This window comes from Paenibacillus sp. FSL K6-2393 (assembly GCF_038002545.1).
GTDB lineage: Bacteria > Bacillota > Bacilli > Paenibacillales > Paenibacillaceae > Paenibacillus.
This window is the reverse complement of the sequence record NZ_JBBOCU010000001.1, coordinates 3,192,584-3,210,091: the sequence shown is the minus strand read 5'-3', so window position 1 is coordinate 3,210,091 and position 17,508 is coordinate 3,192,584. Positions and strand designations below refer to the sequence as shown.

11 protein-coding genes and 1 pseudogene are annotated in these 17,508 nt (G+C 45.4%); all 12 read right to left on the bottom strand.

The genetic code is table 11. From position 1 onward, the window contains the following. Positions 1–438 precede the first annotated feature (438 nt). The 12 genes and pseudogenes from MHI14_RS14305 to MHI14_RS14250 all read right to left on the bottom strand — a co-directional run bounded on the left by MHI14_RS14305 (position 439) and on the right by MHI14_RS14250 (position 17,380). On the bottom strand, positions 439–3,105 hold the full coding sequence (locus MHI14_RS14305) for a discoidin domain-containing protein (RefSeq protein WP_341130580.1): 2,667 nt from the start codon (positions 3,103–3,105) through the stop codon (positions 439–441). Between the two features lie 195 nt (positions 3,106–3,300). Beyond that, complete coding sequence (locus MHI14_RS14300; protein ID WP_341130579.1) at positions 3,301–4,950, bottom strand: extracellular solute-binding protein; 1,650 nt, start codon at positions 4,948–4,950, stop codon at positions 3,301–3,303. A 19-nt stretch (positions 4,951–4,969) separates the two neighbouring features. Continuing rightward, entirely contained in the window at positions 4,970–7,270 is a 2,301-nt protein-coding gene (locus tag MHI14_RS14295) for a helix-turn-helix domain-containing protein (protein WP_341130578.1), read from the bottom strand. Positions 7,271–7,579: 309 nt separating this feature from the next. Next, entirely contained in the window at positions 7,580–8,638 is a 1,059-nt protein-coding gene (locus MHI14_RS14290; protein WP_445670365.1) for a glycoside hydrolase family 88 protein, read from the bottom strand. A gap of 102 nt (positions 8,639–8,740) precedes the next feature. Further along, a complete protein-coding gene (locus tag MHI14_RS14285; RefSeq protein WP_024631936.1) occupies positions 8,741–9,622 on the bottom strand; it encodes a carbohydrate ABC transporter permease in 882 nt (293 codons plus the stop codon). 10 nt (positions 9,623–9,632) lie between these two features. Next, positions 9,633–10,556: an ABC transporter permease gene (locus MHI14_RS14280; RefSeq protein WP_091029693.1), complete on the bottom strand. Its 924-nt coding sequence runs from the start codon at positions 10,554–10,556 to the stop codon at positions 9,633–9,635. Between the two features lie 56 nt (positions 10,557–10,612). Then, positions 10,613–12,238, bottom strand: coding sequence for an extracellular solute-binding protein (locus MHI14_RS14275; protein WP_341130576.1), 1,626 nt, complete (start codon positions 12,236–12,238; stop codon positions 10,613–10,615). A 320-nt stretch (positions 12,239–12,558) separates the two neighbouring features. Further along, a pseudogene (locus MHI14_RS14270) lies at positions 12,559–12,873 on the bottom strand (RDD family protein). 308 nt (positions 12,874–13,181) lie between these two features. Continuing rightward, entirely contained in the window at positions 13,182–13,646 is a 465-nt protein-coding gene (locus tag MHI14_RS14265) for a hypothetical protein (protein ID WP_289389391.1), read from the bottom strand. A 159-nt stretch (positions 13,647–13,805) separates the two neighbouring features. Beyond that, on the bottom strand, positions 13,806–14,048 hold the full coding sequence (locus MHI14_RS14260; protein WP_341130575.1) for a hypothetical protein: 243 nt from the start codon (positions 14,046–14,048) through the stop codon (positions 13,806–13,808). 46 nt (positions 14,049–14,094) lie between these two features. Beyond that, positions 14,095–14,685 carry an ABC transporter transmembrane domain-containing protein gene (locus MHI14_RS14255; protein WP_341130574.1) on the bottom strand — a complete coding sequence of 197 codons (591 nt, stop codon included), beginning with the start codon at positions 14,683–14,685 and terminating at the stop codon, positions 14,095–14,097. 187 nt (positions 14,686–14,872) lie between these two features. Beyond that, positions 14,873–17,380 (bottom strand): WG repeat-containing protein, encoded by a 2,508-nt coding sequence (locus MHI14_RS14250; RefSeq protein ID WP_341130573.1) that lies wholly within the window; start codon positions 17,378–17,380, stop codon positions 14,873–14,875. Positions 17,381–17,508: the final 128 nt, after the last annotated feature.

Sequence of the window (17,508 nt, the reverse complement as noted above, 5' to 3'; positions counted from 1 at the left end):
TTGTGTCAATGTACACTAGAACTTTGTTTGCAAAGGGGCCATGAACAATCCATACATATGTACAAAATACGAGTTTTGTGAAACAGTATTGTATAATTTTAAGTTTCATAACCCTAGTTAGTTAATTAACTCACTGACTGTGCACTGTACTGTACTGGGTATTAACTTCTTTTTTAACTTTGTCATCTTCTTTTTGATTACTACAATCAAACCGTGTTCGATCCATTCATATGGATAAATGTAGCTTTTTAAATTTATAACCCCTGAGAATTTTTCAATTTCATATGGATAAATATGTGATCTAATATCGCATCTTCACAATTCAGCTATCCAATCTATCCCAATATAATATGCACCCATTTTAGTTTTAAAATGAGCACATATTATATTGGATACTAAATCTGAATCGAATTCTTTTAATCTGATCCTACGTCATTTTTAATCCCCGTGCACCCAAAACTCAATTATGCTGTTCCAGGTGTTGGATTCATTTCCTTGCCCAATATAACGAATGAATTTGGCTTGAACCGGTTCAAATTCAAATGTATCATAGGCAGCCTGTTTTTGACTGGTGACGTTACTTAATACATTTTGGTAATTAGTACCATCTTTTGATATCTCCAAATCAAAATAATTGGATCGCGTATGCCCATTATAGAATTGAATGCTTACCTGCCCTACTTGGGTTTGTTGCTCAAGCTCTAACTGCAGGTACTGTCCCTTTCCATCTGCAGACCATCTGGAGTCTGGATCGCGGTCGATCGTATGGATCGGCAGATTGCCATCATCTGCACTTGCCGTAACCTTGGTTACGACAGCGAACGGTCCTTCCGGCTCGGCCATAGGCTCCTTGACTTCAAATTTCTCCCGTGCCTCGACCGTTACTCCATTAAAGACGCAGCTCACGATGATGTCGACATTTCCAGCTTTTATTGCATGGAATGTAGTTCCTTCCGTATATCCGATCGTATCATCACTCGTTGTGTACGTGACAGGAACGTTCAATTCTGCAATGTTTACGATCTCCCCATTATCTAATGTTAGAAACGAAGATAATTCTCCGCTTCCTCCTGCGCTAATCGCATTACCTGCGACTCTCCAGCCGGGTACCGCTTTATTGGGACTTATGGAGATGTTCTCTGGAAGTACCGGTGTATCAGCTACCTTAAACTTCACTCGCACGTTCTGTTTGTGGTCCCGATATGATACAGTGATCTCTCCAGTTCCATTTGTCCCTTGCGGTTGCTTAATTTTAACCTTCCCATCCTTCGCAAAAGGTTTTGCAGAGATGATAGGCGTTTCGGTTGTGCCATAAGGCAAAGTGTGAACGTAATCCGTTCTTAAGAACTGCATACCCCCTATGACTTCGCCATTCACCAACAGGGATTGAAGCCCCAGATGAATATCTTTGATTCGCTTCTTGCTCTGATCCTGATATAAACTTTGCGGGGATAAACGATCGCCCTCCCCAATGCCTTCCGCCATATCAAATGGCTGCGTATCAGCATCCGGAATGGAACCAACAATGTCGACGTTCACGCCGGTGTCCTTTCCTTTTGTTCCAATGACATATCCATTCCCGAATTGTTCTGATTCTACAATAACACCGGATTTACTAGGGTGTGCCGCCTGACCGGTCGTATTCCAGAAGACACTTTCAGTGGTCACCACCCCATGACGATTCGTTTCTGATGATCCATAATCCCGTGTAATGGCAGAGATCCCGTCCCCATTAACTACCAGGTTGTCGATCAGGTTCGCCATGCTCAAATACATATGAAAATCAGTCAATAATGAAGGTTTCTCAGAATACGAACCTTGCAGGACATTTCCGTTCGCAGAGAAGTTGGCATATGTGAAGCTATGTCTAGCTCCTATAGCCTTACTATTCTTAATGAGATTATCATTACCTATAAATTGATATAAATAACCGTTCCCGTTCGCTCCACGATACTGCGGGTACTGCATGGTTACATGATCCACAGTGACGTTCTTCGTACGATCCAGAATAATACCCTTGGATAACAGATGATAATCTGTATTGCCAGCTGGTTTATAAGTGTTAATATTTCGAATCCAGCTGTTGGCCACTGCAATCACATTGACCGCTTTGGCATTATCGGCTTCATATCCAGCAGTCCCAACGACTTTGAAGTCATCCTCACCAAGCCCCGACTTCACATTTTGAATGTTTGCGATCGAAAAATCCTCTAAACCGACTTCGACAATTGGATCTGCAGTCTGACTAATCGTAATATCATCGCGCAGCTTCATTGGATAACGCGTCGGAATGTCTAATGTAATCGTTTTATTATCCGGATCTACGCCCACGATTTGGCGGTAGAATAACGGTTCTACTTTACCAAGACGTGATGACCACTTGTTTTGCATGCCAAGCTCACGTAAGAATCCTGGCGTCGTTTCGAATGAAATGACCACGTAATCATTCACTGCAAACCCGCTTGTATCCTCAACGGACAGCAGGACGGTTGGATCGGTAACGGATTTGCGAAGTTTCGTAGAAATCCCGGTTTTCTTCCAATCTCCGTTACCGATCCGGATAATATCCTTGTTTTTCATATTTTGCTGTGCATTATAGATATGAGTCTTGTTCATCCCGTCACCTTTCAGGACCATACGACTTGCAGGAATGTTTAGTGAATAATCCTTGCCGTCCTGAGGGTTAACCTGATATGTACCCTTGGGAAGATACACGACACCTCCACCCCGCGTCACAGCGGCATCAATTGCCCTTTGAATAGCCTGCGTTGCATCACGGCTCCCTGAAGGATCGGCAAAATACGGTGCTTTCGTAACGTCGATAAGTTTGTTTTTAGGCGTTTTAGGCAATTCTGTCTCCCCACGCCGATAACCGGCATAAGAAAAGTCATGCAGAAACCTTCCCTGTTCATCTTTAAATCCTGGATACCAATCGTTTGGATAGAGCCTGCTTCTGCCATCCGTACCCAGAGACAGATTCTCACCGGCACGATCAATAGATGGCTGTGAGTCGCCCTCTGACGCTCGAACCTCCTGGGTTCCAGGTACAGACAATCCAACAGTCAACGTAAATGCCAACAATAAAAAAGGCCACTTTCTCCGCATGCTTTCGTTCTCCTCCTTTTGGATTTCAGAGTATGTGAGCGGTTTCAAGAAACCCTATAGTCACCTCCAACCCTGCTCAAGCAAGAGTCATTTGCATGCCATCTCAGCATGTCATAACCGATTGTAGAGCACGAGGGAACGAAATTACATCAACAAAAACGACACTCCAATGCCTATTTTATACAATATAAGGATTTATTTAGAGGATATAGCGCGATTATACCGCTCTAACGCTTGCTGCTGAATCTCAATCGCACGATCAATCTGTAATGACTTGATTTGCTTGACGTACGTATCGAAAGCATCCACCGGCTCAATGCCAAAAATGATTTTAAGCGACATCTCGTCCACCACTTTGTTCACTTCCTGCATGATGACTGACATCTCCGTGCTCTCTTTCTCGGTTTTGGGCAGGGTCGGTACCTGATGGAGAACAGCATCCGTGCTGGACCATAACTGCACCGCCTCTTTCTGTTCCGGTAAAATATAATATTGCTCCATGTATCGCGTATCCTGCACAAATGGACCGAAATAACTCGCTCTGGTGTACATCGCTAGTGCTTGAGCCGGCGACCACTTATCAGGGTTTTTCAAAATAGTCTCGGTATACGTCGGATACCCGTCCTTCATCTCAAAACTGACACCTTCAATGCCAAAGTTGAACAGCAAGTGTCCCTCAGGCCCATACCCGTAGTCCAGCATCCGTGCTGCTTCTTCTACATGATGACTGTTGTTGGATATGGCGACCCCACTGGAACCGATAGCGGGAGCAAGTTGACCAAATTTCGGACGATCTCCTTTGTTCATAACAGGATATGGCGCTGGCACAAGCTTTGCATGGGGATCCGTCTCCCGCAAGATGGGTAGCCATGTACCGATCCCCGCCCCAGCATTCCAGATACTCGCGCCGCTGCGTCCTGTTGTCATGTTTGTATCCTGAGTCTCCGAATCTACGGCAGCCAGATTCTTGTCAATGAGTCCCTCCGCATACCATTCACGAAATAAGGATAGAAATGCCTTATATTCAGGTTCCTGTGCCCCAAACTTAATTTGGCCATCTTCCACGTAAAACCCTTTTTTAATACCAAAAGCGCCAATAAAACCGCCGCCTTCGATACCAAACAACGGATTCGGAACACCTAGAAAAGTAAGCGGGGCGTCAGCTCCCTTTTTGTCCTTAAATGCCTGAAGCATCGTATGCCATTCGTCAATCGTGGTTGGCACATCAAGTCCAAGCTCGTCCAGCCAGTCCTTCCGGATAATCGGTCCTTGATAGGTTCGAAGCTTATCATCTCCTTGAATAAAAGGAAACGCGTAATAACTTCCGTTCGCTGTGCGAATCTGCATATCAATGTCTGGATGCTCGTTCAGGTACTGCTTCAGATGAGGTGTGTATTGATCAATAACATCGTTTAATCGCAGAATATATCCGTCTTTGATCGCTTTCTCCGGCCCACCGGGATAATTGCTCCACTCATATTCAATCATATCCGGCAGTTCCCCGGATGTAAGCAGCACATTAATCGCTTCTTTGGCCTGATTGGCGGGTGGCCGGATGAATTGAAGGTTGACTCCGGTTCTCCGCTGCCATTCCTGAAAAAAAGGCACTTCATTGAAGCTGGACTTAATGCTCGCTGCATTGCCATTCAATTCTGCCCAGTAGGTTAATTTCCCACCGTCATTGGGTGAAGCAATTGAGACGGTCTGGTACTCTGATGAGCCGGAACGTTCATCCAGCTTGGCATCCGAATCTGTCCCGTTCTGATCGCAAGCAGTCAGCATGCCAAGCAGCAGGATGAGCCCTGTCACCTTTGCTATGAATGCCAACTTCCTCTTTACGTTCATGTTCCGGTCTCCTTTCAAATCAACTGATTTCTTTATATTTACCAGGTGTAATGCCTTCGTATTTCTTGAATACCCGGATGAAAGTTGCTGCATCGTTATACCCGACCAATCGAGATATTTCTGTAATGGATTCCTGTTTATGCTCAATCATTTCTTTAGCCTGTCGGATACGGCACTTATGAATGCAGTCCAGCAGACCCTCACCGGTCTGATTCTTGAAGAGTTTGGACAAGTAACTGCCCTTAAGCTCAAAATGCTCACCAATTGCGTTGACGTTCAAATTCACGTCCGTATAGTTACTCTCAATATACTGTGTGACTTGGGTGCTGAGATGACGCAGGGAATCCTCACGTTCTTGTGATACATTCGTTGCGCGCTTGTCAGCGGCATAGGAACATACCTCCTCAAGCAAGTTCTGCAAAGCCTCCTGCATCTCCTGGATGGTATCCCCGGCAATAATGTCCTCAATCCGATGCGGGTATTGGATTAGCGTATGGTTATCCCTGTCCCCCAGATCATTAATAGCCTTTATCATCGTACCTACCAGGTTGAAAATCAGGCAACGTGCAAGTGTGAGCGACATAATCGGTTTATCAAAATTTCGCTCTGTAATCTCGTTCATATAAGCGCTGGCTTGGTCGGTATCTCCCGCTTTGATGAAATTAAGAAGTTGCTGTTCCACTTGAAGCGGATAGTAGTAGCCAAATGGGGCATCCGCCATCGCATCGCTGCGGACATCGCCATAGGTAATGATGCCTTTCTTGCCAAGCACCATTTTGTATTCCATCGCGTCTACTGCTTCCTGGTATGCTTCGGCGATGCCAATCCATGACGTGTGGCGTCCACTGATAGAGATCGTCAATTCCATATCATAGCTTTCCAGGAAGCGCTGCGCTTCTGCCGCAATGTGATGAAGATCATGATTCCAATCCGAAGAATCCGCTTTCATATTTACAAGGCAGACCATCATATCATCAACTTCTGCTACATATCCGACGTGCTGACGCTCTGAAGCCAGTTCTTCAACAACATTTGAAATAATGAGATGGATCAATTTGTTTCGTTCATTGATATCAATACCCGGCAGCTTTCCATAGAGATTCTCTTCATTTTCGATTACAAATAAGATAACAGCAAATTCACTTGAATAGAGCGGCATATGGAAGGAACGGAATGCATCTTCATAGGGCACGAGCGTATCCTGTTTGCCTTTCAGAAGCCGATTAATCATATTGGAGCGCAGTACCTGCTGATGTTTCTGCAGTTGCTGGGCAATCTCGTTTTTTTCTGATCGTGTGTTCATGATGACCTTCTGAATAAACCGAAGTTCGTTCCGATCAGCGGGTTCGTTCTGACTATTTTTGTCTTTTAGTGATTCCACGAGCTGTTGGATTGGGGAGTAATTCCGGCGCATGAAGAACCAAGTCAGTACACCCGCACTAATGAGACTCACCACGATACTGATATACGTAAAATTGCGGACATACACTGCCTTTTCCCAATAAAGGCTGCTGGGAATAATCAATGCGTACTTCAGATCGGATACCGCGGAGTCCATGTAGAACATCTCCGACTTGCCAACCCTGGCGTTATCCAACTGAACCTGATTGCCATTCATGAATGGCTTCAATTCCTCCGATCCGGGATGATTGCTCATCAGAATCTCGTTATTCTGGTTCAGAATCAGCAGCGTGGCATCACTAAAACCCGAAATGCTCTCAATCGCTTTCTGGAATCTTCGCGTATCCGCCATGACGACAACCGTACCGGTCTCCTGACCATTCAAATCATCAGGCAGACGTGTAATGTACGCAATGGAAGACTCCGCCGGAGCTGCATTCTGATGCGGCAGAATGACGAATTGATTCGTCTCTGCACCCAGAACTTGATCCCGCCACGTTTCGAAAGACATTGCACCTGTGTTATGTAGGGTATGAAATGCCGTCCGCATATCCCGAATATTGCCTGAACGGAGAATGGATTGGTCTTTTTTCCACACAACGTAGAATTCATCGATGGACGCGTATGATGTTTTATAGAGACGAAGTTCCTTCACCAGTTGGTAGGCCGTATAAGGCGCCTCTTTGGCAGGTTGATTGGAGTACATCAGCGTTTGCAGATTCGGGCTCCATGTCATCTCCATGTTTAACCGTTTCATGAGATCAACTTGTGTATCGATCGTATAACGCATCTGCTTCAATAAGGAATCGTTCGCCCGATGTATTTCACTCTTCAATGTCTCATTCGCTTGCATGTAAATAACCAGACTGATCAGAATCGGCACAATTAAAACAGCACTGTAGGAGACAAGCCAGGTCACGATTATGCTTTCTCGTTTTTGCCACAAATATCGAATGTTTAGCAACAGTTCATCACCCAACTCTTCGTAGATTATCGATGTTTGGATCAGGAATTTATTATAACGTCAAGAGCGCGATTGGGATATAGATAAAAAGTTCAATTCAATTGACAAAAAGGTGCGCAAGCACCGATTTCCCCCGTTAAATCAAGCACAAATAGCCCGAATAGACCACTTTCGTCTATCGGGCATTCGGTATCAAAACGCGTATTCATTTGAATTCATTTTTGAATAGATGAGAATGTTTTCGGAAATTTTCTCAGAGCATTTTTAGAAAATGCGATGCTTCCATCCGTTTAATTTGGCACTCGCCTCAACGTAAAAATAGTCACCGTATATGAGTGAGACGTTCACGTTCTGACCTGCCGGTTTATGACCGGTTCCCTCCAGGAGCATACCTTCGTGCTCAGGAAGATCCCATGTTCCATAATGATTCCGCAGGGAACTCAGGATACGTTTGGCAACGGTAGCATAGAGTCTGCCCTCCGGATCAGGAAGTACATCTGCAAGCTCAAGCAATCCGGAAGCTGCAATTGCACCAGCAGAGCTGTCTCGTGGAACTTCCTCCTCTTCTTCGGACTCTGCACGGAAATCCCAATGCGGAACGTGATCCTCAGGCAGTCTGGAAATGAAGAAGTTCGCCACGCGCTGAGCAGCATCAAGATATGCCAGGTCCTCTGTATACCGATACGTATTCGTTAATCCATATAAAGCCCACGCCGCTCCCCGGCTCCATGCCGAATCCGGTCCCGCTCCCTGTCCACCTATCGCTTCTGCGCGTTCACCTGTTTCGGGATCAAATCGAATGATATGATGCACCGAGCCATCTTCCCGGACAAATTGCTTCATGACCATATCCGCATGAGCTTTGGCGATATGGCCGAAACGTGGATCACCGCTCTCCTCAGACGCCCAGAAGAGCAAGGACAGGTTCATCATGGTGTCTATGATCGACCAGCCCAGCATGTCGCCATTCCAGGCCCGGATGAAGCTGCCTTTGGTATTAAAGCGTCCAGCCAGGAAGTTCGCGGCAAATAAGGCACGCCTTGCGGCATCGGCATCTCCGGTGAGCTTGTATTTGACGACGGCCGTAGGCAGGAAATGAAAGCCCACATCGTGATCAAAGTAGTTGTTTTCGAGAAACCGTTCCGATAGCCGCTCATCCCAATTCCATGCAGCTTCTTTATATTTCTCATCACCCGTCATATCGTACACAATCCATAACATGCCCGGCCAGAATCCTGAGGTCCACCAATCGATTCTCATGTCGTCATAGATGCCATTTGCTCCAGCGACATGCGGAGACTTTTCACCTATGGCTGCTAGCATCTGATCGGCTTTACTTTTAATCTGATCCCACACGTCCTTGTTCACTTCATTTAATACGCTCATGTAACATCATACCTCCTTACCGTTCTTCAATTCTCTGGTTTAACCCTTCAATGAACCAACCATGACACCTTTCACGAAAAAGCGCTGCAAAAATGGATAGATGCACAGGATCGGTATCGTCGCTACCATAATCGTTGCATACTTGATGGTTTCCCCGATCTGGAAGCGATCCCCAGCCGATGCACCAGCCGACATGCTCTCGGTGGAATTGGCAATCAGAATCTCACGCAGCACCAATTGCAGCGGGAACAGCTCTCGGCTTTTGATAAACACCGATGCATAGAACCATCCATTCCACTTATCAACTGCGTAATACAGGATCATCACGGCAATGACTGGCATGGACAACGGGATAATAATACGGAACAAAATGGTGAAGTGATTCGCTCCATCAATCTTGGCCGACTCTTCCAGGCTGTCCGGAATGCCCATAAATGACGTTCGCATGATGATCAGGTTAAACGTGCTGATGGCAAAAGGAAGAATGGTCGACCACAGTGTATCTAACAGGCCAACGCCTTTTACAACCAGGTACAGTGGAATCAAGCCGCCGCCAAAGAACATCGTGAACACGATAAAGAACATGAACACCTTGTTCCACATCACATTTTTACGGGATAGCACATACGCACCAAGCGCAGTCATGAACAGGTTGACGATAACGCCGAACACAAGAATAAATAATGTATTGCGGAAACCTGTGGCTATACCTGGATTGGCAAGTACGCTCTTGTAAGCTTCCAGACTAAAGCCGACCGGCTTCCACAGGAGCCCCTTGTTTGCTAACAGCTGCGCCGAATCACTTAAGGATGCAAATAACACGTAGAGCAGCGGGTACAATGTGACGATGACAAGCAGGATTAAAAATGTATAATTTAAAATCGTAAAGATTCGGTCAAACCAACCACTTTCCTTAATCAAAGTTACCACCTCACCATAAGCTGTTTTGACTCACTCTGCGGCTGATATAGTTCGCCGAAATCAGAAGAACGAGATTGATCACCGAGTTAAATAGACCGACTGCCGAGCTGTAACTCCATCCGAACTCCAACAATCCCTTTCGATATACGAAGGAAGAGATGACATCAGCTGTTTCATAGGTCACCGGATTATAAAGGAGAATGATTTTCTCGAAGCCGACATTCAGCATATTACCCATCCGGAGAATGAACATGATCGTAATAATTGGCAGCAATCCGGGCAGCGTAATGTGAAACATTTGCTTGAGACGGCTCGCTCCGTCTATCTTCGCCGCTTCATACTGCTCCAGGTCGATGCTCATCAACGCAGCGATATAGATAATGGATTCCCAACCGATCCGTTGCCATATTTCAGACAGAACATAGATTGGACGGAACAGCTCCGGCTTTTGCAGCATCGCCTGACCGTCATATCCAAGCATCATGATAAGGCGGTTGATTAAACCATCCGCGTTCGTGAAGTCCGTAATAATACCGCATATGACGACGAGAGAGATGAAATAAGGCATATACGTTATCGTCTGAACGACCCGCTTGAACGTGCGCTTGCGTACTTCATTGATGAGCAGCGCCAGAATAATCGGTGCAGGGAATTCAAAGACCAGCGTGTACAAACTGATAAGAAGAGTGTTCTTCAGCACACGTAAGAAATAATAACTGTTGAAAAACTCTTCAAAGTGCTTCAGCCCAACCCAATCACTACCCAAAATGCCCTTCATCGGAGAATAATCTTTAAAGGCAATAATTGCGCCGTACATCGGACCGTAATGAAATATTAAATAATATCCAATAACGGGAATCATCATGATATATAAATACTTGTTCATCATGAAGTCCCGCACGAACCGGCTTTTAAAGGATTGACGATTGCTCATGATGTACCTTTTCACCTCTTTTCAATCGGGAGGGTTAGCGCCCTCCCCTTTTACAATTACCGATTGTTGTAGCGTTCGAGTGCTGCGGTTTGGATTTCAATCGCTCGATCCAGATGTAACGATTTCATTTTCGCGACATAGCTCTCGAATTGATCCACCGGTTCGTTGCCCAGAATGATCTTGATGGTCATCTCATCGACGAGTGTGTTGATATCATTCATGATGGTCGCGTATTCGGAGCTCTCTTCAGGTGTAGGTGTGATTGAAGGCAGATTATATTTGGCGGCCTGTGTGTTCTTCCATACATCAATGGCATCGCGCTGAGTCTGTAGTGCAAAGAACTGCTCGGCATACCGTTTGTCTTGAACAAATGGACCGTTATAGCTGCTGCGGGCATATAGTGAAATCGCTTGTGCAGGAGCGAGTTTATCCGGGTTCTTCAGCAGCAAATCTGTGAATTTCGGATAATCGCCTTCCATGTTATAGCTGACACCCTCTTCTCCGAAGTTGAAGAACATGTGCCCTTCCTCACTGTAGCCGTAATCCAGCATGCGAACAGCAAGTTCCGGGTCTTTGGCTGCCGTCGTGATGGCAACAGTGCCTTCCGAGGCATAACCCTGGTTAAGCTGACCGAATTTAGGAATATCACCTTTTTTAAACACCGGATATGGTGCGGCGACCAGAACGGCATCCGGATCATTTGCTTCTACGAGCGGTTGCCATTTGCCGATACCTCCGCCTGCGTTACCAACACTAGCGCCAGTAGCACCCGAAGCGAGGTTACCGTCAACGGATTTGGTATCCGCTGTTGAGATGTTTTTATCAATCAAACCTTCTTTGTACCATTCCTGGAATAACTTCAAGTATTCTTTGAAGCCTTCTTCCGCAGGACCAAATTTGACCTGTCCTTCTTCCTGATAGAATCCACGGTTTACACCGAAGGCACCAAGGAAAGCACCATTACCGGAATCGTTAAAGAATCGGGGCTTACTTACAACAGAGAACGGAGCGGATGCGCCTTTTTTCTCTTTAAAAGCTCTCAGGGTTGTAGTCCACTCATCAATCGTTTCCGGAACCGGTAGTCCCAGCTCATCCAGCCAATCCTTACGAATGATTGGACCCTGGAAGACACGGAGATACTCATCTCCCCGAATGAACGGGAATACATAATAGCTGCCGCTATCCGTTTTGACCATCTTGTCGATGTCTGGATTGTCCTGCAGGTATTTCTTCAGATTCGGAGCATACTGGTCAATCAGATCGTTCAGCTTTAGGATGTAACCATCATTGATGGCTTTCTCCGGTCCACCGGGGAAATCTCCGATGAAATTGTATTCCAGCATGTCCGGCAAATCCCCGGATGCCAGCATCACGTTGAAGGATTCTCTGACCTGCCCTGTCGGTGGTGCCGTGAATTTGAGTGGTACGCCGGTTTTTTCCTGCCACTTTTGAAAGAATGGAATTTCGCTGTGCGAATTTTTGACCCCGATCAGGTTGCCGTTAATTTCACCCCAATACGTAAGCGTCTTATCCGTTTGAATCGGATAGGTTGTTGCTTCCGTTGATCCGCTTGGTGTCCCTTTATCAGCATCGCCCGTTTTACTTTCTCCGGACGAACACCCAAGGATCGTCGTACCTAATAACAGGATCATCAAACTCGTAGATAACACTTTTCTTCTCATGGACCTTATCCTCCACCTTTTGGGAATGTCTGTGCTCTACCTCAGATTAAGGGAGAGGGCACTGTAGCGATATTCGCAAAAGATGAAATGACATGTTGATTTCGTCAGAACAAAATGATCATTTAGCCAAAACGATAGACGAATTCTTTATATAATCAACTGCAATGCCTTGAATTTGCTGTGTTGGCGCGGGTTTGTGACTGTACTTCTGAGATCACAAAAAAAAAGACCATGAACACTGTTCATAGTCTGTAACGTGGGTGAGTATGAGCGAATTGGATTATAACGAATATATTACCCCAGGGCTTACCTTCTCCTTTTTAGTCCCAAACGACTTCGGTACCTGCGATAAAATCATGTATTGCACGTTTGTCTTCTCGTACAGCAACCATGATGACACTTACAATGAAACCAATGCCAAAAGTTATAAAATACAAAAGTCCAACAACTCTCGTAGTAACATTGTACCCAGCCTTGGTGATTCATGTGAATCGTATTTCCGAATCCGAATCCCGCAGATGCGCTTACCGATTGTTCGACCATATCAACCCTGCAATAATTATTAAAGGAAATGTGATAATAATGCCATCCAACAATCCTGCCCCGAATCTGATCCGAAAACCTGCTTTATACAAAAAAATTTTCCTCCAAACTACGTTTTTAAACTAAACGGCTAATTTACTTCATGAGCTCCCTTCATAAAATATCTAACTCTATGTACGCAACTCAGGTAGTATATCAGAAAATTTTACTTATTCACGATATAACTCCTATTTCTTCTCACTTGTACCCTTTGTAAATTTTATAACAAACTATCGAATTAACTTAGTTCATGTTCATTACTTCCTCTTACATAATCCTTTCTAATATTGTATTTAGCTTCTGAATCTCCAATGAAAACACCATAATAATTATGTAAACCAAAAGAGCTACTCAACATTTGTTAAGTAGCTTTCTGTTCGTTCTGCATCTGCCCTCTTCGCCAAATCTTATTCTCCACAATGGCATAGACTAAACCGGCGATGGCAAATATCCATATCGATGTCATTCGGTTCAGATGGTATCCATTCACGAAATATGGATTGTACATGAGATCAAAAACCCACAGCCCGCCCCATCCAAACCCAACCATGTAGATGAAAATCCTCACCATAGGAGAACACACATATTTCCGCAGCAACCATGAGATCGGGCTTATAATAACAACATAAAAAGCGATTAAATAGTGACCGAATCCCAGGATGAGCGACAATATATATATCAAGCCCCCTAAATTACGTAAACCGTAATACTCTGTCGTTGTAATATGGTACCCTTCAACCCTTTCAAGAACGATGAGTGCTGTAAAGAAGATCCCGATAAATATAAATCCTAATACCATGTACCGTTGAACCGCGTTCACCAACATCAGATCACCCCAATGTCTAAACGCAGCCAGAGCCGCTCAAGTTACATGATTTCGAACAAATTACACAATTACAGATAGGCCTCCGTTAGGTTCTGTTAAAAGTTAAAGTTAATCTATCATGAATTGCTATAATTGAACATTACCTTTGCCCTTCCAGAATCATCGTACCCAGGCGGTCCATAAGCTCCATTCTTCCCATCGCTGTCCACTCGACAGCAGAATACCCACCGGAACGATGAAGGTAAACAACGAGATCATGATTACAAAAAACAGCCCGTAGGATGTTTTACACAAATCTGTTATTATCAACGAAATATCCCGATAACGCGTCACCGCCTGTTTAAACGTCAGAAACGAATCAGCTGTAATCCCAAATACTTTCACCGCCGGCATACCTCTCACGTATTCAACCCCCGTCGCATTCATCTCTTCAACAGAAAGCTGAAAATCACGATAAGCCTGACGGCCTCGTTCTCTGCGGAAGAGACGGCTTTGGAGCCATAACCCGATTCCAATCGGAACCAAAAGCGTCAGCGCCATGCGGTAATCGAGCCAGAAAAGATATCCCAGCAACATCAGTGGAATGACGATCGCTACTCACCAGATCCGGCAACTGATGGGCAATAAACTTCTCAATTTTCTCCACACTGACTTCGATGATCTTTTTCAGCTCACCGGTTGCCGTCCGGGTGTGATACCCTATCGGTACTTTGGCAACATGCTCAGCAAGTCTAACTCTGAGCTGGTACAAAATGTTGAACGCAGCAATGTGTGAGCACATCCCCCCGATATAGAGCGCAACAAGCCCTGCAATCAGGGCTACGAATGCGACGATCCCCCAATAGATCAACAGATCTTTGTCCATGGCAGATAGTTGGCTCGTATGCGTTAGCAGTTCCTCGACAATCTTATACACTCCGACAAAAGGAACAATCTGCAACAGTCTCGAAAGGGTCGAGAAGATACTTGCTGTAATCAGCAGACCTTTACGCTCCTTCGTCACTTGCATTAACCCGGACACTTCAGATGTGTTGTTCATCTCATAATCATTCTCAATATAGTGCAGTGCTACATACGCACATTAATATCTCACAGGTACGCGGGCAACCGCTACCCCAATCCGGAGCAAAAATACCTCAATACGGATTATAAGTGAATCTAATTCAAAGAAGCCATATTGGACATATGGCCTCATACTCTGAATCTGTTGGATTGTAAGAAGACACTCACTCATGAAAAGCTCTCCAGAACGAACCTTCTGTATTAATGATATCCTTGATCTGAACAAACGGAATTGTAAACGTTGGAAACCCTGCCGCATAGGGCGCGATGTCATATGGATTGAAGTAGAGATGCAGAGCATCCGCTGTGACATAAAACGGCTGATCCGCACTAATCCCCGTATAGGTGTCCGGAAACACATACGAGTATTGAGGATCATTTTTGATCTGATCCCCCACAATCTGGCTTAACACTTTTACGTAGTCACTATCCGGTTTAAATAAATCCTTCAGCTCATACAACTGACCATTCGTCAGATTAATGATCGCATAGATCATCGTAGGCATACCATGCGCTGCACCTGCCGGGTAGTTATAACCTGTGAGTTGCAGTTGCAGCAATTGCTGCTGATAGAACGTAATATCAAAATCCCCTGTATACGTGTAATCCAGCTGTTGATCAGCAGGAATCGGTTTAACCTGGGAGAGTTGCTTCAACTTGGCATTCAGTGCAAGCTGCTCCGCTTGGTTCGTCAATCCCTCCACCTGCGGATAATATACGAGATAGTCCCTGTTTGGTTTGTACTTCACTTCGCGTACACGGTACGGCGGATGAAGTGGAACGATTGTATTTTGCCGCCAGATGATCTGTCCGGCCCGATTCACATACGATAAGCGCTGGTCTAGATAGGCCTTAATCAGATCTGGTGCCACGACCTCCAGCGTACCCGAACCTTCTACATGCGGATACCCAGCGGCAGGTCTTCCACTCAGATCCAGCAGATAGGTTTGTCTTCCGTCCGATGCAGAAGCCAGGCCGTTTTTGTAATTGCCTACTTCGCGATATAGGAACTCCGTAAGTCTTCTGCCACTGGTATCTGCAATCGCGTATACAGAGCCAATATACGGCTGCTCCGGATTAATTGCTTGCCCCAGCGCATAACGATGCTCGCCTAGTTCGCGGATGTCATTATACGCGGGTTGAATGATAAACGATCCCTCCGTATTAATGACACCATAGTTCGATTTGTAGTCCTCTGCTGTATTAACAATCGCTTGCCCGCCGCTGAAAGGAAATGCCGATGAAAATTTGGGCTGAATGCGAATATTACCCCGTTCGTCGATGTACCCATATTTGCCCGAGGCCTCTTTTTGAAAAGCGAGCAATCCATCCCCTAACGGTCCCACATAGGCAAATGGATACGTCGCGAGCCGATGTCCATTGCGATTAATGAGTGCATACTCATTGTCCTTAATCTGCACAACCGCTTTGCCATCTTGAAAATCATTCGCCGAAGCGAACTGTGCAGGTATCACCTCATTGCCCGACGCATCCAAATAACCATACCGACTCACCGATCCATCTGCCTGACCAGGATTAGAATCGTAAAACAACGCTCGGCCATCCTTCATATTCGAGATATACGGGTATGCCCGTTTGGTCAGGACCGTACCTTGTTCATTAATCATCTTAAATCCTTGAGAATCAATGGTTATCGCCCGTTCTTCGGAAAAGGAATTGATGGAATTGTATACAGGCTGAACAACATACTGCCCCTGAAGATTAATAACGCCGGCTCGACCATCCTTCACAACCACAGCCAATCCATTGGGCTGAAACTCTTGCGCGTCATCCAGTACCGGCTCAAGCCGAATGTGGCCTTGTGCATCCATATACCCCCAACGCGTCCCACTCGTGGTTCGAACGGAGATTGGATATAACCATGTCGTTACCCGGGCATGGCTTATAGGGACCATCGCCTGCTTTATTTTCTTTTCCAGCTCCTGTAGTACCTCTCTGGAAGGATAAGCTTCCGGGAAACTGAGTGCCTTCTGAACGGAAGCAAGTGCTGCCGGATACTGGCCCGCATGGTACTGAGCATCCGCAAGGTAATACCAGTAAAAGATATAATCAGGATATTGCTGGGTTAGTTGCTCGTAATATTGCACCACTTTTGGATAATAGGTTGCATATACGTCCGGTGCAGGAACCCATTTCCCATTCTGCCATCGGATAATCTCCACACGATAGGCTTCACCTGTGTCATGTATCCAGAGTGCAATCTCCACTTTCCCATCTCGACCATGCGGACCAGGCATATCTATAATCTCTGCATAGCTATAGTATAGATCGTCAGGCGCCAAATCTTTGAGCCCTGATTCCGTCCACTCATATACGGCAAGCTTAGACCAAATAGAACCAATCCGCCAACCAATAATAAGATTGTTCCTTGCCGTTGAAGTTACAGGGGCTGCAGTCATTAAAGTCACCCCATACCCCAATCCCTTAATTAGTGCCATCTTGATCCAGTGTCCTTGAACAAATTTCAGAATGAGCAAATACAGCTCACCGTTCAACTGATAGACTGCAGCAATCTCCGGCATACCGTCACCGGTAAGATCTGCCGCATAGATCGCTGGATGTTGAACAGGTTTATCAATAGTGACGACCGTTGCACCAGCCGGAATATGTTGATTCACAATCTGCGTTAACAGCGGTTCGCTCATGGACATCTCAGTTTCCTCCCTTATGACCGCATTCGCCTAATGGTATGCGTCATAAATCGGGATATGACATGTAATTCATTTTATATAAGTTGAACTAAAGAATATTCACACTTACCACTACGATGACAGAACAA